The 26,780-nt window shown below is 63.0% G+C and carries 29 protein-coding genes; 15 read left to right on the top strand and 14 right to left on the bottom strand.

The genetic code is table 11. From position 1 onward, the window contains the following. Positions 1-456, bottom strand: a 456-nt coding sequence (locus NKH02_RS27795) for an LssY C-terminal domain-containing protein (protein WP_352882906.1), incomplete at its 3' end; no start/stop codon positions are given. 111 nt (positions 457-567) lie between these two features. On the opposite strand from NKH02_RS27795, the gene NKH02_RS27790 reads away from it, so the two are divergent. Then, a complete protein-coding gene (locus tag NKH02_RS27790) occupies positions 568-1,287 on the top strand; it encodes a gamma-glutamylcyclotransferase (RefSeq protein ID WP_352863817.1) in 720 nt (239 codons plus the stop codon). A 5-nt stretch (positions 1,288-1,292) separates the two neighbouring features. Here the strand turns inward: NKH02_RS27790 and NKH02_RS27785 are convergent, their stop codons facing one another. The 3 genes from NKH02_RS27785 to NKH02_RS27775 form a co-directional block, all read right to left on the bottom strand. Then, a complete protein-coding gene (locus NKH02_RS27785) occupies positions 1,293-2,099 on the bottom strand; it encodes an extensin-like domain-containing protein (protein WP_352882902.1) in 807 nt (268 codons plus the stop codon). Between the two features lie 199 nt (positions 2,100-2,298). Next, complete coding sequence (locus tag NKH02_RS27780; RefSeq protein ID WP_352882900.1) at positions 2,299-3,444, bottom strand: extensin-like domain-containing protein; 1,146 nt, start codon at positions 3,442-3,444, stop codon at positions 2,299-2,301. 102 nt (positions 3,445-3,546) lie between these two features. Beyond that, a complete protein-coding gene (locus tag NKH02_RS27775) occupies positions 3,547-3,972 on the bottom strand; it encodes a DUF3775 domain-containing protein (protein WP_352863811.1) in 426 nt (141 codons plus the stop codon). A gap of 145 nt (positions 3,973-4,117) precedes the next feature. Here NKH02_RS27775 and NKH02_RS27770 point away from each other — a divergent pair, with 145 nt between their 5' ends. Next, positions 4,118-4,651 (top strand): tetratricopeptide repeat protein, encoded by a 534-nt coding sequence (locus NKH02_RS27770; RefSeq protein ID WP_352882898.1) that lies wholly within the window; start codon positions 4,118-4,120, stop codon positions 4,649-4,651. Between the two features lie 264 nt (positions 4,652-4,915). Next, positions 4,916-5,389, top strand: coding sequence for a transcription elongation factor GreA (greA, locus tag NKH02_RS27765; protein WP_292183751.1), 474 nt, complete (start codon positions 4,916-4,918; stop codon positions 5,387-5,389). A 224-nt stretch (positions 5,390-5,613) separates the two neighbouring features. On the opposite strand, the gene waaC is transcribed toward greA, so the two are convergent. The 3 genes from waaC to rfaD are packed head-to-tail and all read right to left on the bottom strand — an operon-like array spanning position 5,614 to position 8,548. Further along, positions 5,614-6,603, bottom strand: coding sequence for a lipopolysaccharide heptosyltransferase I (waaC, locus tag NKH02_RS27760; RefSeq protein ID WP_352882896.1), 990 nt, complete (start codon positions 6,601-6,603; stop codon positions 5,614-5,616). Beyond that, a complete protein-coding gene (waaF, locus tag NKH02_RS27755) occupies positions 6,600-7,607 on the bottom strand; it encodes a lipopolysaccharide heptosyltransferase II (protein WP_352882894.1) in 1,008 nt (335 codons plus the stop codon). The genes waaC and waaF overlap by 4 nt, the downstream gene beginning before the upstream one ends. After that, a complete protein-coding gene (gene rfaD / locus NKH02_RS27750) occupies positions 7,580-8,548 on the bottom strand; it encodes an ADP-glyceromanno-heptose 6-epimerase (protein ID WP_352882893.1) in 969 nt (322 codons plus the stop codon). Before rfaD ends, waaF begins: the two co-directional genes overlap by 28 nt. A gap of 156 nt (positions 8,549-8,704) precedes the next feature. On the opposite strand from rfaD, the gene NKH02_RS27745 reads away from it, so the two are divergent. From NKH02_RS27745 to NKH02_RS27725, 5 genes are all read left to right on the top strand, one after another. Then, positions 8,705-8,941 carry a type II toxin-antitoxin system Phd/YefM family antitoxin gene (locus NKH02_RS27745; RefSeq protein ID WP_352828900.1) on the top strand — a complete coding sequence of 79 codons (237 nt, stop codon included), beginning with the start codon at positions 8,705-8,707 and terminating at the stop codon, positions 8,939-8,941. A 442-nt stretch (positions 8,942-9,383) separates the two neighbouring features. After that, on the top strand, positions 9,384-10,016 hold the full coding sequence (locus NKH02_RS27740) for a LysE family translocator (protein ID WP_352863801.1): 633 nt from the start codon (positions 9,384-9,386) through the stop codon (positions 10,014-10,016). A gap of 140 nt (positions 10,017-10,156) precedes the next feature. Continuing rightward, positions 10,157-11,650, top strand: coding sequence for a D-glycero-beta-D-manno-heptose-7-phosphate kinase (rfaE1, locus tag NKH02_RS27735; RefSeq protein ID WP_352863799.1), 1,494 nt, complete (start codon positions 10,157-10,159; stop codon positions 11,648-11,650). Positions 11,651-11,657: 7 nt separating this feature from the next. After that, entirely contained in the window at positions 11,658-12,230 is a 573-nt protein-coding gene (locus NKH02_RS27730) for a D-sedoheptulose-7-phosphate isomerase (protein WP_352863798.1), read from the top strand. Next, entirely contained in the window at positions 12,223-12,882 is a 660-nt protein-coding gene (locus NKH02_RS27725) for an HAD family hydrolase (protein WP_352882892.1), read from the top strand. The genes NKH02_RS27730 and NKH02_RS27725 overlap by 8 nt, the downstream gene beginning before the upstream one ends. A 4-nt stretch (positions 12,883-12,886) precedes the next feature. On the opposite strand, the gene NKH02_RS27720 is transcribed toward NKH02_RS27725, so the two are convergent. Beyond that, positions 12,887-13,681: a glycosyltransferase family 2 protein gene (locus NKH02_RS27720; RefSeq protein ID WP_352882890.1), complete on the bottom strand. Its 795-nt coding sequence runs from the start codon at positions 13,679-13,681 to the stop codon at positions 12,887-12,889. A gap of 226 nt (positions 13,682-13,907) precedes the next feature. Beyond that, a complete protein-coding gene (locus tag NKH02_RS27715; protein ID WP_352863792.1) occupies positions 13,908-14,387 on the bottom strand; it encodes an Lrp/AsnC family transcriptional regulator in 480 nt (159 codons plus the stop codon). Positions 14,388-14,639: 252 nt separating this feature from the next. On the opposite strand from NKH02_RS27715, the gene trxB reads away from it, so the two are divergent. Both trxB and NKH02_RS27705 read left to right on the top strand, forming a co-directional pair. Beyond that, positions 14,640-15,614 (top strand): thioredoxin-disulfide reductase, encoded by a 975-nt coding sequence (trxB, locus tag NKH02_RS27710; protein WP_352882888.1) that lies wholly within the window; start codon positions 14,640-14,642, stop codon positions 15,612-15,614. A gap of 79 nt (positions 15,615-15,693) precedes the next feature. Next, positions 15,694-16,590: a LysR family transcriptional regulator gene (locus NKH02_RS27705; protein WP_352882886.1), complete on the top strand. Its 897-nt coding sequence runs from the start codon at positions 15,694-15,696 to the stop codon at positions 16,588-16,590. Between the two features lie 72 nt (positions 16,591-16,662). Here NKH02_RS27705 and NKH02_RS27700 read toward each other — a convergent pair whose 3' ends face one another. Both NKH02_RS27700 and NKH02_RS27695 read right to left on the bottom strand, forming a co-directional pair. Further along, positions 16,663-17,166, bottom strand: coding sequence for a methyltransferase family protein (locus NKH02_RS27700; protein ID WP_352863786.1), 504 nt, complete (start codon positions 17,164-17,166; stop codon positions 16,663-16,665). A gap of 726 nt (positions 17,167-17,892) precedes the next feature. Further along, positions 17,893-19,944 carry an elongation factor G gene (locus NKH02_RS27695; protein WP_352882884.1) on the bottom strand — a complete coding sequence of 684 codons (2,052 nt, stop codon included), beginning with the start codon at positions 19,942-19,944 and terminating at the stop codon, positions 17,893-17,895. Positions 19,945-20,255: 311 nt separating this feature from the next. On the opposite strand from NKH02_RS27695, the gene NKH02_RS27690 reads away from it, so the two are divergent. Next, a complete protein-coding gene (locus NKH02_RS27690) occupies positions 20,256-20,651 on the top strand; it encodes a (R)-mandelonitrile lyase (RefSeq protein ID WP_352863782.1) in 396 nt (131 codons plus the stop codon). Between the two features lie 190 nt (positions 20,652-20,841). Here NKH02_RS27690 and NKH02_RS27685 read toward each other — a convergent pair whose 3' ends face one another. After that, positions 20,842-22,044 carry a pyridoxal phosphate-dependent aminotransferase gene (locus NKH02_RS27685; RefSeq protein WP_352863779.1) on the bottom strand — a complete coding sequence of 401 codons (1,203 nt, stop codon included), beginning with the start codon at positions 22,042-22,044 and terminating at the stop codon, positions 20,842-20,844. Between the two features lie 218 nt (positions 22,045-22,262). On the opposite strand from NKH02_RS27685, the gene NKH02_RS27680 reads away from it, so the two are divergent. The 3 genes from NKH02_RS27680 to NKH02_RS27670 all read left to right on the top strand — a co-directional run bounded on the left by NKH02_RS27680 (position 22,263) and on the right by NKH02_RS27670 (position 24,811). Beyond that, complete coding sequence (locus tag NKH02_RS27680; protein WP_352882882.1) at positions 22,263-23,156, top strand: EAL domain-containing protein; 894 nt, start codon at positions 22,263-22,265, stop codon at positions 23,154-23,156. After that, on the top strand, positions 23,153-24,001 hold the full coding sequence (locus tag NKH02_RS27675) for an EAL domain-containing protein (RefSeq protein WP_352882880.1): 849 nt from the start codon (positions 23,153-23,155) through the stop codon (positions 23,999-24,001). Before NKH02_RS27680 ends, NKH02_RS27675 begins: the two co-directional genes overlap by 4 nt. A 201-nt stretch (positions 24,002-24,202) precedes the next feature. After that, a complete protein-coding gene (locus tag NKH02_RS27670) occupies positions 24,203-24,811 on the top strand; it encodes a glutathione S-transferase family protein (RefSeq protein WP_352882878.1) in 609 nt (202 codons plus the stop codon). 437 nt (positions 24,812-25,248) lie between these two features. Here NKH02_RS27670 and NKH02_RS27665 read toward each other — a convergent pair whose 3' ends face one another. Beyond that, positions 25,249-25,461 carry a cold-shock protein gene (locus NKH02_RS27665; RefSeq protein ID WP_010910991.1) on the bottom strand — a complete coding sequence of 71 codons (213 nt, stop codon included), beginning with the start codon at positions 25,459-25,461 and terminating at the stop codon, positions 25,249-25,251. A gap of 278 nt (positions 25,462-25,739) precedes the next feature. On the opposite strand from NKH02_RS27665, the gene NKH02_RS27660 reads away from it, so the two are divergent. Beyond that, positions 25,740-26,069, top strand: coding sequence for a hypothetical protein (locus NKH02_RS27660; protein WP_352882877.1), 330 nt, complete (start codon positions 25,740-25,742; stop codon positions 26,067-26,069). Between the two features lie 12 nt (positions 26,070-26,081). Here the strand turns inward: NKH02_RS27660 and NKH02_RS27655 are convergent, their stop codons facing one another. Next, positions 26,082-26,651, bottom strand: coding sequence for a methylated-DNA--[protein]-cysteine S-methyltransferase (locus NKH02_RS27655; RefSeq protein WP_352882876.1), 570 nt, complete (start codon positions 26,649-26,651; stop codon positions 26,082-26,084). Positions 26,652-26,780: the final 129 nt, after the last annotated feature.

The following is a 26,780-nucleotide window of genomic DNA, read 5'->3' as shown; positions in this document are numbered from 1 at the left end:
CGGGGGGGGGCCTCTTGGGCGGGCTCTTTGGGTGGGCGTCAGGCCTACTTTTGCCCGCGGGGGGGGGGGGGCCCGCCCCGGCTTTTCGAAGGCGAGATCCTGGGCGCGGCCATCGAACAGCAGCCGGCTGACCGGCGCATCGGGGTAGGGGTGGTCGAACAACACGCTTTCGCCGATCTCGATCGCGGTCTTCAAGGTCACGGCGTCGGCGGTGTCCCAGCCGGCGACGGCGAAGGCATGGACCACCTCCTTCTGCGTGCCGACCAAGCCGACATTGATGGGGTCGCCCGGAATGCCCTGCGGCGTGTGTGTCACCATCTCGAAGTGCTGGGTGCGAAAGCCGCGGTCCCGGAACGTCCAGAATTCCGGCGCGGCGAAATAGGCGAGCGCCAGATAGGCGGCAAACAAGGCTGCCAGCCAGATTGCAATGCTTCGCCGAAAACTTCGCTGGCTCATGAATGCCGCTTCGATCTGTGCGTAGCTGTCGCCTGACAGACCTTGAAAATCAATGGCCAGCTGCATGCAGCTGGTCTATCGTCGGCCATCGTTTTTGCATTGGGGGCAGGAATGAAGCGAAAACCGCCAGGCCGCACTTCGATGGCGTTGACTGCCGATCTCGTCGCGCGAGTCGACCGTGTCGAACCAGACCCCGGCCCCGAGCCCGGAACCAGCGAGCATACCGAGGCTGAGTTCGACGGCCTTGTCGAACGGCTGCTTTCCTACCACCGGCCCGAAACGCTGTGGGTCTTTGCCTATGGCTCGCTGATCTGGAATCCCGAATTCGTCCATGTCGAACAGCGCCCGGCCACGGCGCCAGGGTGGCACCGCTCATTCTGTCTGAAGCTGACGCGCTGGCGCGGCACCCGCGATCTGCCGGCCCTGATGCTGGCCCTCGACCGTGGTGGCAGTTGCAACGGCATCGTTTACCGACTGCCGGCCGAAGATCATTTCGGGCAACTTGGCCTGTTGATGCGCCGCGAGATTGATGCGAACCCGCCAACCAACGTGCCGTGCTGGATCAAGGTCAGGACCAAGGATGGTCCGCTGCGTGCCGTGGCCTTCGTCGCCGCGCCAAACGGCAGGGCCTATGCCGGACGGTTGCCGCCAGAGCAGGTTGCGGACACGCTGGCGCGGGCCGCCGGACATTGGGGCTCATCGGCGCAGTATCTGTTCCGGACCGTCAGCAAACTGGAGGAAAGCGGTATTCGCGACAGGAATCTGTGGCGCATCCAGGATCTGGTGGCGCAACAAATCATCGCTTCCACCGGTAGCGCCCACCCTGTCTGATTTTCCTAGCGGCAGGCGCGATAACCGCTTTTGCGGTTCTTGATGTCGAAATGGAAATGGTTGCGGTGATCGTAATTGTAGCCGGGGCCGAGCACGGTGGTGAAGTACTGGCAGCCGTCGGCGCGCACATTGTTGAGGAAGCCGCGGGTGCGGAAGGCGAACAGGCCGGGCTTGCGCACGTCGATGTCGTCGCCATTGTTAAGTTCGATGCTCATGACGTCGAGTGCGTTGCCCTTGCCATGTTCCGACAAGACGCCTTCGCCAGCGATCCTGCGGCAGGAATAGCTGGAGCCCTGGTGGATGGTCTTGACGCCGGAGAAATAGCGCCAGCGGGCGGAGGGAACGAGTTCGTTCCTGGTCCAGCCGGCGAAGGTGGCGGCCATGTCGCAGGTCAGCGTCGCGGCGGGCTTCATCTGGATGTTGCCGATGGCCGAAACCTTGACCGGATAGTCGATGCCGCATTGGCCTTCATGGATCGGCGCCAGGTCGGTGAAGGCAACATCGAGGCGCTTCAATTGCTGGCGGCAGTCGGCTTCGCTGGCCGGCATCTGCTCGACCGGCGACATCGGCTCGTCCATGCGCGGATAAGCGGCCTGCGTCATGTAGGGGTTGGAGGGAACAAGCTTCTGCATGCCGGCATATTGCGGCACGGCTGAGGTCTGGGAGCCGACGTCGACAGCCGGTTCAAGTGACAGCACGCTGCCGGTGTTGCAGCCCGAAATCGCGACGAGGGCAAGGCCGGCGGCTGCCATCGCCGCATGTTTCGATTGGCGCGCGACGGCGAAAAACACGGCGCGAAATGTCCCGGCCATCGGCGGAATCCCTATTCCCGAACCTGATCCCGATCAGGTTCTACCTTTGCCTGACCACGATCTTTTCCGAAAACCGGTTCCCATTTTTCGGGATCATGGTTCAGATATCCGGCATTTTAACGATCAAGGGTAAAGGAAAACTCAGCGCCCGCGTTCATGCCTGCGGCCGAATTGGGGCACGTGGTCCGGCTAACCATGCTCACTGACAGAACGTTCCGCCATGCTGTCTAGGCTCGAGATCGAGATGGAAGTGCATGGAATGATCGGCATCGGCGCCCGGGCCAAGCACGGTCTTGAACGGCCCGCAGGCCGCCTTGCGCACGGCGTTGAGGAATTTGGCGTCCTTCTCGGGCGGCGCCGGACCGACCTCGATCTTCTTGCCATCCGACAGCGTGAAGCTGGCGATATCGAGCGCGTTGCCGAAGGCATGTTCCGACAGCTTTCGTGTGCCATTGCGTGGCCGGCAGATAAAGGCCGACGCCTGGTCGATCGATTTCAGGTCGGCACCGAATTCGGCTTTCGCGGTCGGCTGGATCACATCGGCGGCAAAACGCGCCGTCGCCTCGGCCATCTTGCAATTGAGCTCGGTGCCGGGGCCGATGGCGACTGAATTTTCAAGTGTCTTCAGCACGATCGGGTAGGGGATCGAACAGCCGATTTCGGGGTTGCTTTCCGCCTTGTGCTCCTCGAATTCGACGCCGAGCGTCTTCAGCCGCTCGCGGCAGGCGACTTCCTCGGCGGGCATCCTTCCTTGGGGCCGGTCAGCCGAGCGCGGATCGGCGAGCATCTTCTCGCCTGCATCGGCGGGCTTTTGCGGCGGCTGCGGGGCGACCACCGGAGGCTCAACCTCGGGCTCTTCTTCGACGTCAGGTTTCGGTGTCGGTGTCGGCGCAACGGCTGGCGGCTCCGGCTCGCTTTCCGTATTGGCTGACGGTTCTGGGGCGGACGACTCGGGGCGTGCCTGCTCTTTCTGACGGGATTTTTCTTCATTGAACCGATCGGGCGCTCCGGTGGTCTTCGGACCTTTCGTCTTTTGCCCTTCCGGCGCCGCGGCATCGGTCTTCGGAGCATCCGCCGGGCGTGGCTCGGGCACCGGAATACCGGGCCCGGGCATCGGAACATCGGCAGGCGAGGGAAGCGGTTCCTGCGTTTTCTGCCGTGTCTGGTTCGGTGCGAGCTGCCGTTTACCCCGCGATTTCAGGCGCTGTCCGCCTCGCGGTTTCAGGGGCTGATCGACCCGCGGTGTCAGCGGCTGCTCCGCCCGCGGCGTCAGCGGCTTGTGATGCCGATGGCGATGTCGAGCGTCGGCCGGCACCACCAGCAAGGCCGTGACGGCCATGACCAACGCAATCCTGCATGTTCGGGAAAAGACAAGCGACCGCATGGCCGTCAACGGCGCCGACGCAAGGAGGTTGCCTGCGCCGCATCACGAACGGTAACCACCTCGTTACGCGCCGATCGCTTCCAGCCCTTCCTCCAGCCAGTCGGCAAGCAGCGGCATGCCAAGCAGGTATTTTGCGGTGCGCTTGTTGGCGCGTTCGCGCGCCGTGGCAAGCGCGTCCGCCCATTCGGTGGCGTCGTAGTCGCCGCGACCGACCCAGGCCAGCGCGATCAGTTCGGCTGCTTCATCGACATTGAGGTCATTGATCAGTTCGCGCAGCTCTTCCTCGGTAAGGTTTTCGGAGCTCTCCTCGGCGAGGCCGTCATGGTGATGGTTGGCATGGGACTCGCCGTCGAACTCGACCTCATGCTCGGCGCCATCGGCATAGTCTTCGTTGACGGCAGCGCTCAGCGCCTTGGCCTTGAGGATGAACAGGCGCACGGTATCGGGGCCGATCGAAAGCTCCCAGTCCTTTTCAAGCCGCCGCTGCACGAGCAGTCTCCCAGTGCCGAAATCCTGGCTGATGATAGCGGATTTGCGGCATCCGTCACCTGATGTTCTTCGGCACGCATTTTTCCGGGATGAAATGCAAACCATCCGGCGTTAGTGTTGCATTCTCACCCTCAAGGAGGCTTCGATGCATAAAAGAATGCTGATCCAGGCGGCGACTGCCCTTGTCGCGCTGCAGTTCCTTGCCGTTCCGGTGTTCGCCGCCGGCAGTGGTGGCAGCGATGAGACCGTCACCCAGTGCAAGAAGGGCGAGGTCTGGGACAAGAAGAAGAAAAAGTGCGTCGCACCCCAGGAAGGCATGCTCGACGACGACAGCATCTATGACGCAGGCCACGCGCTGGCGATGGCCGGGCGTTATGACGAGGCGATTGCCGTGCTTAGCCTCGCCGCCAACAAGCAGGATCCGCGCATCCTCAACTATCTCGGCTATTCGCACCGCCATTCCGGCCGCGTTACCGTCGGCCTCGGCTATTACGAGGAAGCGCTGCGCATCGATCCCAACTACACGCTGGTGCGCGAATATCTCGGCGAAGCGCATCTGCAGATCGGCGATCTGGCCGGCGCCCAGCAGCAGCTGGTGGAGATCGAGAAGCGGACCGGCAAGGGTTCGCGCGAATACGGCATGCTGGCCGAGCAGATCGACCATTTCATGCGGAGTTGAAAGGGCTCTTCGAAGCGGCCGCGAGCGCGCGCGGCCGCTTTTTTGTCACCCCTCAGTCTCATTAGCCGCCCCGACTGATGAAAGCGGGGATGATTTTTGCAAAACCAATTTTTGGGCGTGAAAAACCCGCGAAGATTGCTATATTCAGGGAAATTGCGGTGACACGGTTCCGTTAGCCCGAGGCTGCCGGACCGTTTTCTTTTTGTACCCATCGACAAGGCTTCCCCCGAAACGCGGGGGTGGCGGCAGGAAAGGTCAGGTATCATGAACAAGGTCCCGATGACAGGCGAGGGGTTCGCGTCATTGAAGGAAGAACTGCGCTGGCGCCAGCAGGAAGAGCGGCCGCGCATCATCGAGGCGATCTCCGAAGCGCGCTCGCATGGCGACCTGTCCGAAAATGCCGAATACCATGCCGCCAAAGAGGCGCAGAGCCTCAATGAGGGCCGCGTCAACGAGCTTGAAGATTATATCGCGCGCGCCGAGGTGATCGACGTCACCAAGCTCAGCGGCGACAAGATCAAGTTCGGCGCCACCGTGGTGCTCGTTGACGAGGACACTGAGGAAAAGAAGACCTACCGGATCGTCGGCGACCAGGAAGCGGACGTCAAGTCCGGCCGCATCTCGATCTCCTCGCCGATCGCGCGAGCGCTCATCGGCAAGGAAGTCGGCGACGCCATCGAGGTCAATGCGCCGGGCGGTGCAAGGGGCTATGAGATCGTCCAGGTGCAGTTTATCTAAGGGATTACCAACGCTTGCGCTGCCCCTCATTGCCCTGCCGGGCATTTCTCCCCGTATAGTGACGGGGAGAAAGACGCCTTCACCGGTGATTTCGCTAATTTCCCAGGCCATAAGAGCGCCGAGGCTGCCTCATCTCTCTTCTCCCCGTCACTATTACGAGGAGAAGGTGCCGGCAGGCGGATGAGGGGCAGTGCCAACCTTTCCGATTGAATTGATTGAATAAATCAATTCTTGCCAGTGACGGCCTCATCACGCGCCTGGCGCTCCAGCAGCCTGTCAGCCTCCGCCATCACATCAGTCGGCGCAATACGCCCCCCAGGTGCCGCCAAGAGCGTCGATGCATATGGGCCGCGCGGGCCGGTAAGGCCGGGCTCGGTCGCCAGGAACACCGCGACCGTCGGCAGGCCGAAAGCGCTGGCGAGGTGGGTCAGCCCGGTGTCGGCGCCAATGACCAGCGTCGAGCGGCCGATGATGGCGGCGATGTCTGCCAGCGATGATTTGGGCACCACGACCGTTGACGGCACAGCTTTCGCGATCGCTTCGGCCACGGCTTTTTCGCGGTCGTTCGACCAGGTGGTGACCGGCGTCAGGCCGCGCTCCACAAAGAGGCGGGCGGTTTCGATCCAGTCCTGGATGGGCCATTTCTTGTCTTCGCGGCTGGTGCCGTGCAGCAGGAAGGCGGTTTTTCCAGCGATGCCGGCCAGAGTGCCTGCCGGCGCCACAATGCCGGAGTCCAGCCTCGAAAGATCGGGCTGATAGCCGAGCGCCAGCCCGAACAGCCGTCGCGTCCGTTCGATGGCGTGCAGGTTGCGCGGCACGGCATTGGTGACGTCGTAGAACAGAGTTGCCGACGGTTCGCGCGCGCTGGAGCGGTCGAAGCCGGCAATCGGAGCGCCGGCTTGTCGCGCCACCAGGGCCGATTTCAGCAGGCCTTGTGCGTCGATGACCAGATCGTAGCGGCAATCGCGCAAGGCTCGGCGCAAGGTGGCCGCTTCGCGCCAGGTGCCGCCGTCGAACAGCGCCTTGCGCCAGCGCCGGATCGCCACCGTGTGAATTCTGTCGATCGCCGGATGCAGCCCGACGATGCCGGCGAACGCCTCTTCGACGCACCAGTCGAAGGTCACGTCCGGCCGGTTAAGGCTGGTATCCTCGACAGCCGGAAAGGTATGGATGACATCGCCCATCGAGGATGTCTTGACGATGAGGACCTTCATGCCGCGGCCGGGATTTCCAGCAGGCGGCCCGCCGCCGCCGCGACCTGGCCGACTTCAAGCGTCTTCAGGCAGTTGAGGTGGCCGAGCGGACAGATTTTCTGGTGGCAGGGCGAGCACGACAGCCCAAGCCAGACCAGTTCACGGTGCTCGGCCAGCGGCGGCGTATTCTCGGGCGAGGTCGAGCCATAGACGGCCACGATCGGCGTGCCGACGGCAGCGGCGACATGCATCAGCCCGCTGTCGTTGGACACCGCCAGCCTTGCGGCAGCGATCAGGTCGATGGCGTCCTCCAGCCGCGTCTGGCCGGCGAGATCGACGACGCCAGGGGCGAGCGCGGCGATCTCCGCCGTCACGTCGCGGTCGTTCTTCGAGCCGAACAGCGCGACCTTCAAGCCCTTTTCCATGAAATCGCGGGCAAGGCCAGCGTAGCTTTCGCTCGGCCAGCGCTTGGCCGGGCCGAATTCCGCACCAGGCATCAGTGCCGCGAATTTTTGCGGCGTCAGCCCGAAACGGTCGAGCAGGTCAACCTGGTTTTTCGTGTCCACGCTCAGTCGAGGCGCCCGGAAACTGCCGCCCCGGGCGAGGCCGAAATAGGCCTGCGCGGTGCGTCGTTTGAGGCTGTCGGGCAGCGGTACGATGTCGGTCAACAGACCATAGCGCATCTCGCGCAGATGACCGACACGGCGCGGAATGCGGGCAAAGAACGGGATCAGCGCCGACTTCCAGCTGCCCGGCAGGATATAGGCCATGTCGTAGCGGCCGTGCAGCAGGCGGCCGAAGCGGCGACGATGGGTGAATTCGAGCGCACCGGGTTTGAGCGGAAAGTCGATCTGCTGGCGGATTTCGGGCATGCGCTTGACCAGCGGCGCGGCCCATGCCGGTGCCAGCACGTCGATGGCGGCGTTGGGATGCAGCTCCTTCAGCGCCGAAAACAGGCACTGCGCCATCACCATGTCGCCCACCCAGCGTGGGCCGATCACGAGGATCGTTGGGCTTTCAGCCATTCGACATAGTCTCTGACGCCGGTTTCCACTGTCCGGAATTGGCCATTGTAACCGGCCGCGCGCAAACGTGACATATCAGCTTGCGTGAAGCTCTGGTAGCTGCCCTTGAGGTGATCGGGGAATTCGATGAACTCGATTTCGCCCTTGCCCAGCGTGTCGATCACCGTTTCGGCGATGGCGCGGAAGGGCTGGGCGCGGCCGGTGCCGCAATTGAAGATGCCGCTCAGTTCCCGCTTCCACAGCCACAGATTGACGTCGGCGACATCGCTGACATGGATGAAGTCGCGGCTTTGTTCGCCAGGCCCGAAGCCGTCATAGGCGCCGAACAGTTTCGGGTTTTCGCCGCGTTCGACCTGGTTGAACAGATGGAAGGCGACCGAGGCCATGGCGCCCTTGTGCGCTTCGCGCGGGCCATAGACGTTGAAATAGCGCAGGCCCGCGACCTGCGAATGGTCGGTATCGAAGACCGTGCGCCCGGCGAACACCGTTCGCCTGACATAGTCGTCGAACAGCTTCTTGGAATAGGCGTAGACGTTGAGCGGCCGCTCGAGCGCCGTATCCTCGCGAAACTCCGAGCCGCCGCCATAGACGGAAGCGGAGGAGGCGTAGAGGAAGGGCACGCGCAGCGCCTGGCTTGCATGCAGCAGCCGTTTCGAGAAGGCGTAATTCACCTCCATCATGAATTTGCCGTTCCACTCGGTGGTGGTCGAGCAGGCGCCCTGGTGGAAGACGGCCTCGATGCGGCCAAGCGAGCCGGCCTCCATGCGGGGCAGAAAATCATCCTTGTCGAGATAGTCGGCGATCCGCAGGTCGGCGAGATTGGCGATCTTGTGGCCGTCGGTGAGATCGTCGACGATAAGGATGTCGTCATGGCCTTCGGTATTCAGAGCGGCGACGATGTTGGAGCCGATCATGCCGGCGCCGCCCGTGACGATGATCATGTTGCTGGCCCTGATACGCGTTTCACTTGCCGATTCCGGCCCTTATAAGGGAGGCTGGGTGGGCTGTCGATAAAGCAGGCGTGGTCGCCAGATCTGCATTCCTTACGCTTGTCTGTTTTGTCTGTTTTGTCTATTATGTGCAAAACGGAGTGGCCTATGAAGCGCTATCCATCGACCGATCTGAAACAGAATCTTGGAGACGTGCTCGCGGCTGCCAGCCAGCAGCCCGTCTCCATCACTCGTCACAACAAGCCGAGATACGTCCTGATGAGCATAGAGACCTACGAAGCTCGCTTCGTCAACGATAGCCGCCGCGTCTACGCGACCGAAGACGCCCCACCCGAACATGTCGAGATGCTTGAGGAATACATGGCGGAGTTGGATCGTGATTAGACCCATCGCCGCCGACGTCTGGAGATATCCATATCTGTGGTATCGCCAACACGGAGACGGCGAGACCGAAGGCCGCAAGACACGACCTGTCGCCTTCGTGGCCGTCCTTCCTGGGAAAGCCGGCGTACGAATCTCTTCATCCTTGCAATCACTTCCACGCAGCCGGGCCGCGATCGCATTGCCGCCAGCATCCCGGAAATTGAACGCCGCCGCGCAGGCCTCGACCCTATCCCTCTTTGGGTAATGGTCGATGAGTACAACCACGATATTCTAGAAACGTCAGCCTATTTCGAACCGGGTGCGCGCATCGGCGCATTCAGCCCATCATTCCATAAGAAAATCATGTCCGCTTTTATCGCGGCCGTCCGCACGGGTCAGTCCAAAGCCATCCCGCGCGCGGACTGAACCGACAGGACAGAGGCATGATCGTGAGGGACCAATAATGCCGTCGACCGAACTGCTCCTGGCGTTTTTCGCCACCACGGCGATCTTCGCCTACATCCCAGGCCCCGCTATGCTTTATGCCGCCGCACAGACGATGGCACGCGGCCGCTGGTCCGGCCTCACTGCGGCACTTGGCATCCATCTGGGCGGTTACGTGCATGTTTTCGCCGCTGCCGCCGGTCTGTCGGTGCTGTTTCACGCCGTGCCGACGCTCTACATGGCGGTCAAGCTGGTCGGCGCGCTCTATCTGATCTGGCTCGGCGTCTCGCTGTTGCGCAAGCGTGCGGAGGGCGATACGGCGCTGCCCGCGATCGAGCGCAAATCGGCACGACGTGCCTTTTTCGAGAGTATCACCGTCGAGGTGCTCAATCCCAAGACGGCGATCTTCTTCATGGCGTTCCTGCCGCAGTTCATCGATGCTTCGGCGGCGTTTCCGGTCTGGCTGCAGTTCGTCGTGCTGGGCACGATCGTCAATCTGATGTTTTCTTCGGCCGATGTCGTCTGCGTGTTCCTGGCGGGTGCCGTGATCGGCCGCTTGCGGCGTTCGAGCCGCGCACAGCGGCTGATGCAGCGGGCCGGCGGCGCGGTGCTGGTTGGTCTCGGTGTCCATGTCGCCTTGCAGAAGAGCTGACCGCCCGGGCCGTCGCGGCCATGCCCTGCCGTTGCGCTGCATGGAATTGCGGTATATCGGCTTCGCCGTGACCGACCGACCTCGCAATTCGAGCACTGTGACCTATCTGAGATCGACTTTTCCCGCGCGCCGCAGATGACATGATCAAGCACAATCCTCCTTCTCCCGAGCCCCTGCACCGCGCCATTGCGCGGTTCGGCCAGGCCACCGTGCTGGTGGTCGGCGACTTCATCCTCGACCGTTTCGTCAATGGCGTCATCGAGCGGATCTCGCCGGAAGCGCCGATCCCGGTGCTGCACGGGCGCGGCGAGACCTCGACGATGGGCGGCGCCGGCAATGTCGTGGCCAACATCGTTTCGCTCGGTGCCACCGCTGTTCCCGTCTCGGTAATCGGCACCGATGCGGCGGGCGACAGCCTGGTTCGGATGCTTGGCGAGCTTGGCGCCGACACGACCGGCCTGGCGCAGGAGCGCGGCCGCATGACCTCATCGAAGAGCCGTTTCAGCGCGCTCAACCAGCAGGTACTGCGCTTCGACGAGGAGGAGATCAAGCCGCTGGGTGCCGCGGAGCGCGCCGGCTTGATCAGGCATTTCCGCGCCGCGCTGACACGCGCCGACATCGTCATCCTATCCGACTACGGCAAGGGCATCCTGCTTGACGGCGTCGCCGCCGACCTGATCGCCATCTGCCGCGAGGCGGGAAAGCCGGTGCTGGTCGACCCGAAGGGTCGCGATTATGCGCGCTATGCCGGGGCGACCGCCATCACCCCCAACCGTAAAGAGCTTGGCGAAGCTGTCGGCCATGCGGTGTTCGCCGATGACGAGATCGTCGGCGCGGCACGCCAACTGATTTCGGCGCACGGCTTCGACTTCGTCGTCGCGACGCGCAGCGAAAAGGGCATGAGCGTGGTCGGACCGGCCGAGGCGCGCCACATCGCGACCCAGGCGCGGGAAGTGTTCGACGTTTCGGGCGCAGGCGACACGGTGATCGCGAGCTTCGCGCTGGCGTTGGCCGTAGGCGCCGATACCGTCATGGCCGCCTCGATCGCCAATGCCGCCGGCGGCCTCGTTGTGGGAAAGCGCGGCACTGCCCGGCTGACGGTCGAGGAACTCACCGGCGCGCTGTTCCGCTCGCATGGACCGACCGCCCATAAGGACGCCATCCTCGATGCCACATCGGCCGCACGCATGGTCGCGGCGTGGAAGGAAGAGGGCCTGAGCGTCGGCTTCACCAATGGCTGTTTCGACATCCTGCATGCCGGCCATGTCAGCCTCTTGCATGCGGCGCGCAGCCAGTGCGACCGGCTGGTGCTAGGTCTCAACAGCGATGCCTCGGTGCGGCGCCTGAAGGGCGCCGGGCGCCCGGTCAACGACCAGCACGACCGCGCCTGCGTGCTCGCGGCCCTTGCCTCGGTCGATGCGGTCGTGGTGTTCGAGGAGGATACGCCGCTGGCGCTGATCGAAGCGCTGCTGCCCGACATACTGGTCAAGGGCGCCGATTACACGGTCGACACCGTGGTTGGCGCCGATGTGGTGCGGAAGGCCGGCGGACGGGTCGTGTTGGTCGATCTCGTCGCAGGCAAGAGCACCACCGGCACGATTGGCAAATTGCGTGCCGGCGGCACCACAAACTGAGGTTTTCATGTCCGACTTGAACGATTACCTGGTCCGCTCGGCGGCTGCCATATCAGCCATGGTCGAGCGCGACCTCACCAGCGAGATGGAGCGGGCGGCGAGCGCTGTGGTGACGGCGCTTTCCTCGGGGAAAGCTTTGCTGATCGCCGGCAATGGCGGCTCGGCCAGCGATGCCATCCACATCGCCGGCGAACTGGTCGGCCGCTTCCTCAAGGAGCGTAAGGCCTACAATGTCATCGCGCTGCCGGCCAACGCCGCGGTGCTGACCGCCTGGGGCAACGACTATGGTTTCGACACGGTGTTTTCGCGCCAGGTCGAGGCGCATGGCGCGGCCGGCGGCGTACTGCTGGCAATCTCGACCAGCGGCAATTCGCCGAGCATCCTCGCCGCCGCCGAACAGGCGCGAATGATGGACATGACGGTGATCAGCCTGACCGGCGACACCGGCGGCAAGCTGAAGCCGCTCACGGACATCCTGCTCAACGTGCCATCGACCTCGACGCCGATCATCCAGCAGGGGCATCTGTGCCTCTATCATCATCTGTGCGAGATCGTCGAAGCGCGCCTCAGCAATGGCTGACCCCACGACGTCTGGCCGCTATCCGCTGGCGGAACCCGGCCTGTGGGTCGAGCGGGTCGGATCGAGGGTGTTTTCCGCCGGTACACCGGCGCTGTTCCTCGACCGCGACGGCACCATCAATCTCGATACCGGTTATCCTGACGATCCGGGCGAAATAGTACTGCGCGAGGATATCGCCGCGGTGATCGCTGCCGCCAACCTGGCAGGCATTCCCGTCATCATCGTCACCAACCAGTCGGGCATCGCGCGGGGCTATTACGGCTGGGCCGATTTCGCCGCCGTCAATGGCCGCGTGCTCGAGCTGCTGCGCGCCGACGATGCGTGCGTGGATATGGTCCTCGCCTGCGCCTATCACGAGGCGGGCTCCGGCCCGCTCGCGGTCGCCGATCATCCGATGCGCAAGCCCAATCCGGGCATGCTGCTGGAGGCGGCCAAACGCCTCGGGCTCGATCTGCGGCGTTCGCTGATCGTCGGCGACAAGCCGGCCGACATGGAGGCTGGACAGCGCGCCGGCCTCTCGCGGGGTTGGCTGGTCGACGGGCAAGCGGCTGTTCAACCGGGCTTCACCGTCAGGCCCTTGCGCGACCGCGAGGATTTCGACGGCCTGCTCGCCGCGATAGCGGCACTTGGCGCCGTGTCGGGCCAGCCGTGACGGCTCACACTGGATCGTTGTCTCGCCAGGCTTCATAAAGCTTGGCCTCGGTGGCGAACGAATACACCATCACCATCATCGAATAGACGAAGCCGTGCCGGCCGCACAGGAAGTAGCGCTTGGCCAGGTAGAACTTCAGGAAGTTGCCGAGCGGCGACAGCACCAGTTTCACAAGGCCAGGCTTCTTGCCTCTTTCGAGCAGCGTGGCAACCTTGAGACCGGAATAGGTGTTGGCCCTTGCCAGGTCCTCCGCGACGGTCATTTCGCGGCGATGCAGCAGCACGCCATTTTCAATCGTGCCGGTTTTGCCCGGCACCTCGAACGATTCGTGGACCCGCAAGTTGAGGTCCATGGTGGCCTTGTCGCGGCGGAAAAGACGCAGCAGCCTGTTGTGCAGCACCCAGCGGTGCGCATAGCCATAGCCTTTCAGCTTGTCGCGGCGTCTTATGTACCATCCGTCGATGGCGTCATTGCGAGGCTGCGTCACGTCCCTGATCGACTGCCTGAGCAGATCGTCGATGGCCTCGTCGGCTTCAATCGAAAGGCACCATGGCCGCGTGGCCTGATCGAGCGCGAATTGCCGCTGGCGTGGAAAACCCGGCCAATCGTTGTGAAACAGCCTTATCGGGTAGCCCTTGGCGATGAACTCCTGGACGACATCCAGGGTGCTGTCCGTCGAGCCTGAATCGACGACGATGATCTCGGCGCAGAAGTCGACGCTTTCCAGGCACTGGCCGATCATGTCGGCTTCGTTCATGCAGATGATGAGCGCCGATACCGGGCTAGCAAATCGAGTCATGGTCCCACCCCCGCGGCACACTGTCCTCGGAATTCGCGTTGCTTGCGCCATTTGTTTTTACGCAATTCCCGACGGAAAACCGTTACACACTTTTCCTGGAATTGCTCTAGGAAACCAACAGGGCGGGCCATGGCAGAACGATCCGGCTTTCTACACGAGAGCCTATCGAATGCCAAAGCGGCCCTGATATGGCGAAGCCGGGAATTCGCATCGCCATTCGACCGGCTCAAGCCTGTGCGAACGAGACCAGCCCTTCATCCTTGACCCGGCGGATTGTGAGCGCGGTGCGCACCGTGTCGACATTGGGGGCCGAGGTCAGCTCCTCGATGACGAAGGTCTGGAAGGCGCCGAGGTCGCTGGCCACGCAATGCAGCAGGAAATCGGATTCGCCCGACACCATCCAGGCGTCGCGCACGATCGGCCAGCCTCGGGTACGCTCGGCAAAGGTGCGCAGTTCGGCGTCGGCCTGGTGATGCAGGCCGATCAGGCAGAAGGCGACGACATCGAGGCCTAGCGCCGGCGCGTTGAGCAAAGCGCGGTAGCCGCGGATGATGCCGGCTTCCTCCAGCCGCTTGACGCGGCGCAGGCATGGCGGCGCCGAAATGCCGACCCGGTTCGACAGTTCGACATTGGTCATGCGACCGTCGCCCTGCAATTCGCGCAGGATCTTCCAGTCGATGGCGTCGAGATCGGCCTTGAGTGGCATGAGAGTTCTCGAGAAGTCAGCGGCAACGCGCAAGAATCTTGCGTGATTTTGTAATTAAACGACTTCGCTGTCCATTCCATCCCTCGCCCCGGAATATTTCGCAGGATCAAGCGGGGGGAAGGGTGCGACAAAGCTTTCCGGGGACGAACGCCAACTTGCCTTGCTGGCGTCGTGGGCAACACTTACATTACGCGCGATAGCGACGAGTTTTCCATGCCGCAATTGCTGGCGGCCCCTCCACAGAGGCTTTAGATGACCACCAAGCACGCGCCCGTTCTCATCATCGGTTCCGGCCCGGCCGGCTATACGGCGGCGGTCTACGCCGCCCGCGCCATGCTGAAGCCGATGCTGGTCGCTGGCCTGCAGCAGGGCGGCCAGCTGATGATCACCACCGATGTCGAGAACTATCCCGGCTTCGCCGACCCCATCCAGGGTCCGTGGCTGATGGAGCAGATGCTGAAGCAGGCCGAGCATGTCGGCACCGACGTCATCAACGACATCATCACCGAGGTCGACCTCAACGTGCGGCCGTTCCGGGCCAAGGGCGATTCCGGCACCACCTACACCGCCGACGCGCTGATCATCGCCACAGGCGCGCAGGCCAAGTGGCTGGGCATCCCGACCGAACAGACCTTCATGGGTTTCGGCGTCTCGGCCTGCGCCACCTGCGACGGTTTCTTCTATCGCGGCAAGGATGTCGCGGTGATCGGTGGCGGCAATTCGGCGGTGGAAGAGGCGCTCTACCTGTCCAACCTCGCCAGGAGCGTGACCGTCATCCATCGGCGCAGCGATTTTCGAGCCGAACGCATCCTGCGCGAGCGGCTCTTGAAGAAGGACAATGTCCGCGTCATCTGGGACACGATCGTCGACGAGATCACCGGCCGTCCCGGCAAGACGCCGCTGCCGCCTTCGGTCGAAGGGCTGAAGCTCAAACATGCGGTGACCGGCCAAGAAACGCACCTCAAGGTCGACGGCGTGTTCGTGGCGATCGGTCACGCACCGGCGGTCGAGCTGTTCGCCGGCAAGCTGAAGCAGAAGCCGAACGGCTATCTGTGGACGGCGCCGGATTCGACCCGCACCGACGTGCCCGGCGTGTTCGCGGCCGGCGACGTCACCGACGACATCTACCGCCAGGCGGTGACGGCGGCCGGGCTCGGCTGCATGGCCGCACTCGAGGCGGAGAAGTATCTGGCCGGTATCGAAGTGCACCGCGAAGCGGCCGAGTAGAGAGTTCAGAAAGCGGCTTGGAAACGCCGTGTAAAAGCCTGATTTTTCATTCAGACGCCAAAACAGAGCGAGGGGAATCATGGCGTTGGACTGGGACAAGCTACGCGTGTTTCACGCTGCGGCGGAGGCAGGGTCTTTTACCCATGCGGCCGAGACACTGCATCTGTCGCAATCGGCGATCTCGCGGCAGGTCAGCGCGCTCGAGCATGATGTCGGCGTGCCGCTGTTCAACCGCCATGCCCGCGGGCTGGTGCTGACCGAGCAGGGCGAGATGCTGTTCCGCACGGCGCATGACGTGCTGATGAAGCTGGAGACCATCAAGTCACGGCTGACCGAGACCAAGGACCGCCCCTCCGGCGTGCTCAGGGTGACGACGACGGTGGGACTGGGCGCCGGCTGGCTGACCGAGCGGGTACAGGAGTTCATCGAGCTCTATCCCGAAATCAGCCTGCAGCTGATCCTCGCCAACGAGGAACTCGACCTCACCATGCGCCAAGCCGATTGCGCCATTCGGCTGCGCCAGCCGCAGCAGCCGGACCTGATCCAGCGCCGCTTGTTCACCGTGCATTTCCATCTTTACGCGGCGCCTTCCTATGTCGCCAAGCACGGCAAGCCGGCTTCGGTCGCCGAGCTGAAGGCCCATCGCATCGTCACCTTCGGCGTGCCGGTGCCCGCGCATCTGTCGGAACTGAACTGGCTGGAAACGGTCGGCGATTTCGAAGGCGGACAAAGGGTGCCGACGCTGCAGATCAACGACATATTGTCGATCAAGCGCGCGGTGCAGGGTGGTGCCGGCATCGCCATGCTGCCCGACTACGTGATCAGCAAGGACTCAGACCTGGTGCAGTTGCTGCCGGAGACCGAGGTGCCGTCCTTCGACACCTATTTCGCCTATCCCGACGCGATGAAGAACCAGGCCAAGCTCCACGTCTTTCGCGACTTCATCATTGCCAAGGCCCGAAGCTGGTCCTTCTGAGAGGCATATCGATATTCAGGTGATGCCGGCCTGACCTGAATCTCAACATGCCCCATGTGGCTCTGCTTTGACCTAATTTAGCTCCCGCCAGGGCGTCAGCCGAGGCAGCCAGCCCGGGACATTGCGGCGGTAGGTCTCGTATTCGGCGCCGTAGCGGCGGGCCAATGTCGGCTCCTCGTAGAGCCGCACGAAGGAGCCCATGGCGATCGCGCCGATGACGGCATAGGCGACCAGAATCCAGCTCGAGAACAGCAGTGCCTGGCCGAGGATGATCGACAGCACGGCGACATACATCGGGTTGCGGACATGGCGGTAGATGCCGCCGATCACCAGTCTCTCGGTCGGCGCGACCGGAGCGGGCGTGCCCAGGCCTTCGAGCGCAAAGCGGCCGAACGCATGCAGGAGTGCTGCGATCGCGGCGACGATCAGAAGCCCGCCTGCGGAGACAAAGCCCGGCAGGTTCGACCACGGCAAGCCCCAGCGGTCGGTCAACAGCCAAGGCACCAGCCCGGCAACCACGCCGGGGACTGCAATGAAGAAGGCCGCACTGCCGGCGATCGCCGAAAACGTCCGCATTGGCTGCCTCCTCTCCAATTGCCTTAGAAATGAACGCCCGCTGCCCGCTTCCACGCCATTACGCAGTTTTGGCATTTCGAGCCGAGAACCAGCGACGATTGGGATTCTGTAGTGGCAATCGCCCAGTTCATGGCTCCATTTGGACGATTTTGCTGGTCCTATTGGCTTCTGGAACGGGTTAGACCACAGCCTGTGTCTTTTTGCATGCGTGTGTTGCAAAATAGATGCTTGTTTCTTGGGCATGATGAGCACATATATAGATCATCTCCTGGGCGCGTTCTCCTCCCATTAGCGCCCTTGAGTGTTCCCCTCTGGAGGTTAGCCTTAACAGGCACTTCCAATCAAACTCAGCCGGATCTTCGTTGATCCGGCTTTTTTGTTGCCTGTTCCCTGCTGGGCTGGCCAAAAAATCCATCACAATTGCCACGTAACAGTGACATGTAACCTCTGGTAACATATCGCGGACGCCCGCGACCTGCTACGCCGATCATAGGACGCGGTGTGGTTCGGACGGGAGATGGGGGCATCACTCGGACGGCCCGGGCTCAGGCGGCTACCGCGTCCGAACCGTTTCTTCCGCCGACGTTCGGCGGCACCAAATGCGGCGGACCTCCGTTACCTCCCAAGGAAACGGTCCGCAAACAAAACGACGCCCGGTCCCCGCCGGGCGTCGTTTCTTTTTTGCCCCTCGAACCGGGTTCGAGGGGCGTGTGACGGTGCTATGGGTCAGGCAGCCTTGCCGTTGGTGTTCATCGCCTCGTCGGCCAGACGGCCGGTGAGTTCGGCCATGTGGTCGAAGACGGCACGGTAGCTGGCGACGCCCGAAGTTGCAGAGCGCAGTTCGATGATCAGGTCGCCGATCTCGGCCTGCGGCATGGTTGCCTCGACGACATCCCAACCAGGCCAGCCCGGCCTTGCGTCGTAACCAAGGATCTGGCCGCGCCGCTGCGGGATGAGCGCGATGATCTTCGAGGTGGCATCGGACGGCGTGACGATCTCGACCTTCATCACAGGTTCCAGCAGCACCGGCGAACAGGCGGCCATGCCTTCCCTCATCGCCAGCTTGGCCGCCATCTGGAAGGCCATGTCGGAGGAATCCACCGCGTGATACGAGCCGTCCGACAGGTTGACGGCGACATCGACGACGGGAAAGCCGAGCGGCCCGGACTTCAGATAATCGCGCACACCGGTTTCGACCGACTGGATGTAGGTCTTCGGCACGACGCCGCCGGTAATGGTGTCGGTGAACTGGAAACCGGAGCCGCGCGGCAGCGGCTTGATCTCGATCACCACGTCGCCGAACTGGCCATGGCCGCCGGACTGCTTCTTGTGACGGCCGCGCTGCTGCACCGGTTTGCGGATCGTCTCGCGATAGGGCACCGCCGGCGCATGGCCTTCGACCGGTATCTGGTTCTTGCCTTCCAGCCGCTCGCGCACGACCCGTAGATGCATCTCGCCATGACCCGACAGCACGGTCTCGGCCGAGTCCTGGTTGTGGCGCAGGCTGAGCGAGGGATCTTCCTCGGCCAGCCGCTGGATGGCGGCCGACATCTTCACTTCGTCCTTGCGTTCCTTGGGGCGCAGCGCGAAGGCGAAGACCGGCTGCGGCGGCTCGAGCTGGATCAGCGGCTTGATGCCGCCCTTGGTCGAACTCAGGGTCTGGCCGGTCTTGACCTCGTCCAGCTTGCCCAGCGCCACCGTGTCGCCGGCCTTGGCGATGGTCAGCTTGACCTGGTCCTTGCCGAGCATTCGGTAAATGCCGGAGACCTTGGCCGTATCGCCGCCGGGCAGCCAGAGTTCGGAGCCGTCGACGACCTGGCCGGAGAGGATGCGCGACACCGACAGTTTGCCGCCATGCGGCGTGTGGATGGTCTTGATCACCTGGACCACGGTGGCCGCGCCGTCGGGTGCGCCGAGCCGCTTGCGGGTTGCCTCGATGTCGGGTGCGTCGTGGCGGATCGCCTTCAAGAGGCGCAGCACGCCGTTGCCTTTCTCGGCGGTGCCGATCAGCACCGGCGTCACCGCGCCATCGCGCAGATCGGCGGCAAGGTCGTCGAAGACGGCATCCTTGGGCGGCTCGATTTCTTCGAGCAGCTGTTCCATCAGCTGGTCATCATGGTCGGCCAGCGTCTCCAGCATAGAGAAGCGTGCCTCGAGTTCGCGCGCTTTGTCGTCGCCCGGTATCTGAGCCACTTCGCTCTCGGCATATTCGCGATAGATGTAGGCACGCTCCAGCGCCAGGTCGATCGAACCGATTACGACGCCGTCCTTGCGCAACGGAATCTGGCGCAGCAGCAACGGCACCGAGCTTGCCGGCTGTAGCATCTTCAGCGTGTCGCGCACACCGGTGATTGCCTTGTCGACCTTGTTGAGAAACAGGATGCGCGGCACGCCGAGATCGTCGAGCTTGCGCATGATCAGCTGCAGGGCAGGGATCTTCTTTTCGTCGGCCTCGGCAACGACCACAGCAAGGTCGCAGGCTGCCAGCACCGGCTCGGCCTCGAAGGAGAATTCGATGGAGCCGGGACAATCGACGAAGGTAATCTGCTCGCCCATGAATTCGGTGGTGGCGATTGTCGCCTCGACGCTCATGGCATGAGCCCGCGCCTCGGGCGAATAATCTGAAACGGTATTGCCTGATGAAACGGGATTTTGTCGGGGAATTGAGCCCGTACGGGCCAAAATGGCTTCGAGAAGTGTCGTCTTACCGCTTGCGAAGGGACCGACTATGGCAATGCATTTCGGTCCCGTGCGTCGTCCTCCGGCGCGAGTACCCATGACTGACCTCCACTCAGGCGTTTCCCGTAGGACCGACTGGCATTCATGGTTCAGGCGTGGTCAATCGGTCCTGGAGCGGCGGCCGGCCTGTTCGACCGTCGCGGGCGGTTCTTTTCGTTTCGCTACCTGCCCAAAGCCATCGTCCCACTTGTTTGCCGGCAGGGCAAGAAAAATAGAAATCCGGCACCCGGCCGCGGACACGCGCTGCTCGGACGCTGGGCGTCTGGCGGTCGAACACTGTTGCACGTTGGCCGATATCGGTCGAAACTGGGATGGGCGACCCGTCGCCCTCCGTTCAAGGACCATAGACCATGAAGATCATTGCCTGCGGCAGCGTGCCGACCATCGTAGCGCCAGACAAATATTTCACCGGCCGGGTGCTGCAGACGCCGATCATCGAGAAAGAAGCGCCGGCGCGGCTGCGGGCCACGCTGGTCAGCTTCGAGCCGGGCGCGCGCACCCACTGGCATACGCATCCGCTTGGTCAGACACTCTATGTCACCGTGGGCGCCGGTCTCGCGCAGACATGGGGCGAACCGATCCAGGAGATCAGGGCCGGCGACGTCATCTCGTTCGCCCCCGGTGAAAAGCACTGGCACGGCGCGGCGCTTACATCGTCGATGACGCATATTGCCATGCAGGAGGCAATCGACGGCGTCCATGCCGATTGGCTGGAAGCGGTGACCGCGGAGCAATATGGCGGCTGAGTGCCGAGCCCGGCGGGTTCCGCGCGGCGATGCCGACAGCGGCGATTGCCGCGTTCCTCACCACCCACCGCACGGCTGGTCGCCGTGCTGGCTCCGGTCGAGGCGCACTCGGGCAAAGAGGCGAGAAGGCTCACAGCGCGATCAGAAACCCGGCGGTGAAGCCGGGTTTCTGTTTCAGGTGCTGGCCTGATCAGGTCAGCGATGCCGTGAAGCGCTGGATGCGCGTGCAGGCTTCCTCCAGCAGCGTCTCCGAGGTGGCGTAGGAGATGCGGAAGTTGGGGCCAAGGCCAAAGGCCGAGCCGAACACCACGGCGACGCCCTCGGCCTCGAGCAGTTCCGAACAGAAGGTCTCGTCGGTGTCGATCAGCTTGCCGGCTTTAGTCTTCTTGCCGATCAGCTGGGCGCAGGAGGGGTAGACGTAGAAAGCGCCTTCCGGCGACGGACACGTGATGCCGCGCGCCTGGTTGAGCATCGAGACGACGAGGTCGCGCCGCCCTTGAAAGATCGCCTTGTTCCTGGCGATGAAGTCCTGCGGGCCGTTGAGCGCCTCGACGGAGGCCCATTGCGCGATGGTGCAGGCGCCCGATGTCTGCTGGCCCTGGATCATGTCCATCGCCTTGATCAGCTGGACGGGACCGGCCGCATAGCCGATGCGCCAGCCGGTCATGGCATAGGCTTTCGACACGCCGTTCATGGTCAGCGTGCGTTCGTAGAGTTTCGGCTCGACCTCGGCGATGGTCTTGAAGACGAAGTCGCCATAGGTCAGGTGCTCGTACATGTCGTCGGTCAGGGTCCAGACATGCGGGTGCTTCAACAGCACGTCGGCCAGCGCGCGCAGTTCGGCTTCGGTGTAGGCGGCGCCCGACGGGTTCGACGGCGAGTTCATCAGCAGCCACTTTGTGCGCGGCGTGATCGCCTTTTCCAGCACAGAAGCGGTCAGCTTGAAGCCGTTGTCGATGGAGGTGTCGGCAAACACCGAGGTGCCGCCGCAGATCGCCACCATCTCGGGATAGCTGACCCAGTAAGGGCGGGGGATGATGACCTCGTCGCCCGGGTTCAGCGTCGCCATGAAGGCGTTGAACAGGATTTGCTTGCCGCCGGTGCCGACGATGGTCTGCTCGGGCTTGTAGTCGAGATTGTTCTCGCGCTTGAATTTCTTCGAGATCGCCTCGCGCAGCGGCACGATGCCCGAAACCGGCGGATACTTGGTCTCGCCCCGGCGGATCGCCTCGATCGCAGCATTCTTGATGTTGTCGGGCGTGTCGAAATCCGGCTCGCCGGCGCCGAGGCCGATAATGTCACGGCCGGCATTTTTCAGCTCGCGCGCCTTCTGCGTCACCGCGATGGTGGCGGAAGGCTTTACGCGGGAAAGGGTGTCGGCAAGAAAGGCCATGACCTTGAACGTCTCCATGGAAGATCGGTGCGACCGGGAGCGGCCGCGGCGCTTCTCATGTCGCATGATTTCGCGCAGTGCAAGCATTGTCGGCTGATCCAGCCGTCAATGACCCGTGATCGGGACCGTGATCGGCAACAATAAATTCATTAACGAGCGGTAGAGGCTTGAGTGGCAGGATCGCAGACCAATTCCGCCAGGTCGCGGAGCGAGGAACCGTGTCGCGCAGCATCGGGCTTGCCCACATCATCCGTCAAGACGACGGCACCTCCACCGGTGTCTGGAGCATCTACACGCTGCGGAGTGCCTTCCAGCCGATCTTTGCCTTCAACGAAGGCAAGCTGTCGGTGGTCGCGTTTGAAGGGTTGATCCGGCCGTTCCGCGACGGCGAGCCGCAATCGCCGATGAATTTCTTCTCGACCTGCCCAGCCGCCGACCGTTTGCATATCGAGGCGCTGACCAGGACGCTGCATCTTCTGAACGCCGGCGCCTGCCTGCCACAAGAGGCGTCGATCTTCGTCAATTTCGACCCGTCGGTGTTCACTGAACGCCCCGTTGCCGACGCCGCCTTGCGCGAAATGCGGCTGGTGCTGCATGAGGCCGGCATCGATCCACGCCGGGTCGTCTGCGAAGTGACCGAGCAGCGCTCGGCGTCGCAGGAAACCCTGCACAGTTTCGTCGCGGCACTGAGGGCCAACGGCTTTCGCATCGCCGTCGACGATTATGGCGCCGCCGATTCCGACATCAACCGCGTCAAGGAGTTGAAGCCGGATATCGTCAAGTTCGATGCCTATTGGATCACGCAGCTGATGGAATCCGGCGCCGGCTTCGCGCTCTTGACCACCATGGTGAAAAGTTTCGAGGCACAAGGCATCCGCACGGTGTTCGAAGGTATCGAGGAGAGCTGGCAATTGGAGCTCGCCGAGAAATCGGGAGCGTCGATGGTGCAAGGTTTCGTGCTGGCGCGGCCCGAACTGGCGCCGACCAGTTTTGGCCTCCTCGACAAGAACAGGCAGGCATCCGTCGCCGCTGCCGCCGACACGCCTGCTCCCGCTCCGGCACCGCATTCGGCGCGGCAGGTGAAGGCGTTCGGACGCAGGGTGACGCCATGAGGCTTGAGCGGCGGCGCAATGTCGGCGATGCGATCTGGGTCGACGAAGTCGGCATCGCATACGGCATTCATGGCGAGTTCCGGCTGCGCAGCGCCTATCAGCCGATTTTCGCGCCGCGTGGCCGATTCCTTCACGCGGTCGCGGTCGAAGCCCTGATCGAGCCGCACCGCGCCGGGCGCCCCGGTGCGCCACGGGTTTTCTTCGACAGCATTGCCGCCTCGGATCGGCTGTTCGTCGAGACCATGTGCCGGGCGCTGCACCTCAGGAATTTTTGCAACATCGGCGTCGACGGGCTCGACCTGTTCTTCAACTACAATCCGCTGATCAACGATCATCCCGGGCGGGCGCTGGCCGAGATCCGGCTGATGACCAGGCACCTCGGCGAGTTCGGCCTCGCGCCGGGCATGCTGGTCTGCGAAATCACCGAACAGGCGGCCGATGACACGCTTCTTGCCCGGTTGGCGCGCGAAATGCGGCGCGACGGCATCCGCATCGCCATCGACGATTTCGGCACCGGGCACTCGACCGAGGAGCGGGTGAACCTGCTCAAGCCCGACATCGTCAAGATCGACGGCACATGGTTCGCGGAGTTCTGCCGCCACGCCGCCGCCGAACGGTTCTTCCGCCCGCTGGTTTCCAGTCTGCATGACCGCGGCGCCAAGGTGCTGGTCGAAGGCATCGAGCAGCCCACCCATCTGCGCGTCGCGCTCGAAGGCGGCGTCGATCTTCTGCAGGGTTTTCTTCTCGCCCGTCCGGCGCTTGCCGGCACGATATTTGATGAAAAGCCGCTGCACATCGACACGCTGCTTGGCAATGTAGGCAATGTCATCCCGCTGTTTGGCTAAAGCGCGTCGCGTTTGAACGGATTCAGGCGACGCGCCTTAGGTCTTTGTTTTTATGCATGTCGTCCTCCCAAAACCGAGGTCATTAGGTCGCCGGTATTCACACATCAGCGGCGCTGATCGTCGTACCAAAACAAATCATTGGTTGAGGGCGCCGCCGCTGCGATAATCGCGGCAGCAGAGACAGCGCTCCGGGGAACAGCCATGATACTTTACGGCATGATCGACAGCGGCAATTGCTACAAGCCGCGCCTGCTGATGGCCAAGCTTGGCCTTGCCTTCACCAATGTCGAGGTGAGTTCGCACACCGGCGATACGCGCAAAGCCGATTTTGTCGCCAAGAACCCGAACGCCATGGTGCCGCTGCTCGAACTCGACGACGGCCGTCGCCTGGCCGAGTCCAATGCCATCCTGCTCTATCTCGCCGAAGGCACGCGCTTCCTGCCGGTCGACAGATACGAGCGGGGGCTCGCTTATCAATGGCTGTTCTTCGAGCAGTACAGCCACGAGCCCTACATCGCCGTGCGCAAGGCGCTGCTGACCTTTCCCGAAAGAGCAGGGGATGCGACTCCGGAGCGGCTGGCGGTGACGCTGGAGCGCGGCAACAAGGCGCTGAGCGTGATGAACAAGCATCTGGAAGACAATGCTTTCTTCGCCGGCGGGGCGCTCAGCGTCGCCGACATCGCGCTCTATGCCTATACGCATACGGCGGAGCAGGGCGGCTTCCAGCTCGACGCCTATCCGTCTGTCGCCGCCTGGCTGAAAAGGGTGGAGGCCGATCCGGGGCATGTGCCGATCGAGTGGCTGGGGTAAGCTTTTCGGCGATTGGCGAAAACCTCGGCGAGGCGTCCTTCTCCCCGTCTCTATACGGGGAGAAGATGGCGGCAGCCAGATGAGGGGCGGCGCCAGCCTTCGGTTGTGTGCTTGGCTCTGCGATCGTCCCTCTTGAAGCGTCGGCGCTGCCCCTCATCGCCCTGCCGGGCCCTTCTCCCGTATAGAGACGGGGAGAAGGACGCTGTATCGCCGGTTTCGCCAATTGTCGCCACCTCAACCCCAGACAGCAAAAAGGCGGGAAAAATCCCGCCTTCCATGCTTGGTAGCCTGATCGGGAGCGTCCGGTCCGGGCTGGCAGCTATCTGCTGATCCAGCTTGTCGGGTCTTCCGCTCCGGCGCGCTTCTCGCGCGACTGTCAGTACATCCGTGACTTGCCGCGCGCCCCGGGCTCTCGCCCGGCGCGCGCTATCGCAAAATCAGGCTGCCTTGCTCAGAGATCCAGCGGACGACTTGCCAGTGCGGCGGTCCTGCTCGATCTCGAAGTTGATCTTCTGGCCTTCGACCAAGGTCGACAGCCCAGCACGCTCAACAGCGGAGATGTGGACGAAAACGTCCGCGCCGCCCGCGTCAGGCTGAATGAAGCCGAAGCCCTTGGTGGCGTTGAACCACTTGACCGTTCCTGTTGCCATTTTAGATAGTCCTTCAACATTTGCTTTAGATTGACCGGACCGAAGTCCAGCCGGTGTGCATCGAGATTTTGGAGATAGACGTCAGCAAACGCGAAGATCGCGAGGCCCGGATCGATCGGCCGAAATATCAATGGAAGGCATATAGGCTGGTTTCGCATAAAATACAAGACTGCGTGAGAAAACCGTGATCGAGGGGCTGCCCAACGGCTGCCCCAATCTGCTGAAAACGTTGCGGCAGGTCGCGCTGTCCTCGAGCGGCGGATCAGGGGGAGAGGACCATGAAAACCATTCTACTTGCCGGCTGCCTGACGCTGGTGGCGGCCGACGCGCAGGCGATCTCGCGCTACGATCCGACGCATATGAGCTGCGGCAAGGTTCAGGCGACGATAGCCCGGCAGGGCGCCGTCATCCTGCGCTACCAGTCGACGCGGGTGCCGGGATTGCCGCTTTACGACCGCTATGTGCAGAGCCAGCAATTCTGCACCATGGGCGAGGTGAGGACGCGCGCCTACGTGCCCAGCGCCGACACCAAGTCCTGTTCCGTCTATAACTGCAAGCGCCCGGACAATGACCGGCATTTCCGCAGGCGGTTCTTCCACAACAACTAGAACTTGTCCGCGTCAGAACCCGAAGGAAACCTGCGCCGGTGGCGGCGGGCCGACGCGCACGCCTTCCATGGCCAGCATCTTCTCCTTGGTGACCGAGCCGCCGGGCGCCGAGAAGCCGCCGATTTTGCCGCCGGCGGCAAGGATGCGATGGCAAGGAATGACCAGCGGCACCGGATTGGCGCCGAGCGCCGCCCCGGTTTCGCGGGCGAGCCCCGCATGGCCGGCGGTTTTGGCCAGCTCGCCATAGGTGGTGGTTTCGCCGAAGGAGAGTTTTCGCGCCGCGTCATAGATGGCGAGGCGGAAATCGTCGACGCCGTCGAGATCGACCGGCACGCCGGAGAAATCGACGTCCTCGCCCGCCGCATAAGCCTTGATCGAGGCGATCAGGTCGACCACCCATGGCGGCTGGGCCGTGGAGGCGGAAACGACTCCATGGCGCAGCAGGCGCCGCTCCACCGCTTCGCGGCTGCGTTCGGGCAGGCAGAGCCGGATCAGGCCCTTTTCGCTCCACGCGATGCCCATGAAACCGATCACTGTTTCTAACACTGCGTGGCCGGCCGTGATCGAAGATGTCGTGTCCATGCCGCGTTCCTTTCCGCAAAGTGGCGAAAACCGGGATTCGTCCCGGTACATATCCAGAACAATATGGCATCAGAGGCCAAGTCTCGCCACCCGAAAACCACCTGATGGCCCCGATTGCCGCTCATGAAT

Origin of the sequence: Mesorhizobium sp. M1396, from assembly GCF_040317725.1 — a bacterium.
Lineage (GTDB): Bacteria > Pseudomonadota > Alphaproteobacteria > Rhizobiales > Rhizobiaceae > Mesorhizobium.
This window is presented reverse-complemented; position numbering and strand designations above follow the sequence as displayed.

Excerpts from the sequence above, each read along its gene's own strand:
- NKH02_RS27790 (WP_352863817.1), top strand. The coding sequence starts at position 568 with ATGAAGCGAAAACCGCCAGGCCGCACTTCGATGGCGTTGACTGCCGAT.
- NKH02_RS27785 (WP_352882902.1), bottom strand. The coding sequence starts at position 2,099 with ATGGCCGGGACATTTCGCGCCGTGTTTTTCGCCGTCGCGCGCCAATCG.
- NKH02_RS27770 (WP_352882898.1), top strand. The coding sequence starts at position 4,118 with ATGCATAAAAGAATGCTGATCCAGGCGGCGACTGCCCTTGTCGCGCTG.
- greA (WP_292183751.1), top strand. The coding sequence starts at position 4,916 with ATGAACAAGGTCCCGATGACAGGCGAGGGGTTCGCGTCATTGAAGGAA.
- waaC (WP_352882896.1), bottom strand. The coding sequence starts at position 6,603 with ATGAAGGTCCTCATCGTCAAGACATCCTCGATGGGCGATGTCATCCAT.
- waaF (WP_352882894.1), bottom strand. The coding sequence starts at position 7,607 with ATGGCTGAAAGCCCAACGATCCTCGTGATCGGCCCACGCTGGGTGGGC.
- rfaD (WP_352882893.1), bottom strand. The coding sequence starts at position 8,548 with ATGATCATCGTCACGGGCGGCGCCGGCATGATCGGCTCCAACATCGTC.
- NKH02_RS27745 (WP_352828900.1), top strand. The coding sequence starts at position 8,705 with ATGAAGCGCTATCCATCGACCGATCTGAAACAGAATCTTGGAGACGTG.
- NKH02_RS27740 (WP_352863801.1), top strand. The coding sequence starts at position 9,384 with ATGCCGTCGACCGAACTGCTCCTGGCGTTTTTCGCCACCACGGCGATC.
- rfaE1 (WP_352863799.1), top strand. The coding sequence starts at position 10,157 with ATGATCAAGCACAATCCTCCTTCTCCCGAGCCCCTGCACCGCGCCATT.
- NKH02_RS27730 (WP_352863798.1), top strand. The coding sequence starts at position 11,658 with ATGTCCGACTTGAACGATTACCTGGTCCGCTCGGCGGCTGCCATATCA.
- NKH02_RS27725 (WP_352882892.1), top strand. The coding sequence starts at position 12,223 with ATGGCTGACCCCACGACGTCTGGCCGCTATCCGCTGGCGGAACCCGGC.
- NKH02_RS27720 (WP_352882890.1), bottom strand. The coding sequence starts at position 13,681 with ATGACTCGATTTGCTAGCCCGGTATCGGCGCTCATCATCTGCATGAAC.
- NKH02_RS27715 (WP_352863792.1), bottom strand. The coding sequence starts at position 14,387 with ATGCCACTCAAGGCCGATCTCGACGCCATCGACTGGAAGATCCTGCGC.
- trxB (WP_352882888.1), top strand. The coding sequence starts at position 14,640 with ATGACCACCAAGCACGCGCCCGTTCTCATCATCGGTTCCGGCCCGGCC.
- NKH02_RS27705 (WP_352882886.1), top strand. The coding sequence starts at position 15,694 with ATGGCGTTGGACTGGGACAAGCTACGCGTGTTTCACGCTGCGGCGGAG.
- NKH02_RS27700 (WP_352863786.1), bottom strand. The coding sequence starts at position 17,166 with ATGCGGACGTTTTCGGCGATCGCCGGCAGTGCGGCCTTCTTCATTGCA.
- NKH02_RS27695 (WP_352882884.1), bottom strand. The coding sequence starts at position 19,944 with ATGGGTACTCGCGCCGGAGGACGACGCACGGGACCGAAATGCATTGCC.
- NKH02_RS27690 (WP_352863782.1), top strand. The coding sequence starts at position 20,256 with ATGAAGATCATTGCCTGCGGCAGCGTGCCGACCATCGTAGCGCCAGAC.
- NKH02_RS27685 (WP_352863779.1), bottom strand. The coding sequence starts at position 22,044 with ATGGCCTTTCTTGCCGACACCCTTTCCCGCGTAAAGCCTTCCGCCACC.
- NKH02_RS27675 (WP_352882880.1), top strand. The coding sequence starts at position 23,153 with ATGAGGCTTGAGCGGCGGCGCAATGTCGGCGATGCGATCTGGGTCGAC.
- NKH02_RS27670 (WP_352882878.1), top strand. The coding sequence starts at position 24,203 with ATGATACTTTACGGCATGATCGACAGCGGCAATTGCTACAAGCCGCGC.
- NKH02_RS27665 (WP_010910991.1), bottom strand. The coding sequence starts at position 25,461 with ATGGCAACAGGAACGGTCAAGTGGTTCAACGCCACCAAGGGCTTCGGC.
- NKH02_RS27660 (WP_352882877.1), top strand. The coding sequence starts at position 25,740 with ATGAAAACCATTCTACTTGCCGGCTGCCTGACGCTGGTGGCGGCCGAC.
- NKH02_RS27655 (WP_352882876.1), bottom strand. The coding sequence starts at position 26,651 with ATGGACACGACATCTTCGATCACGGCCGGCCACGCAGTGTTAGAAACA.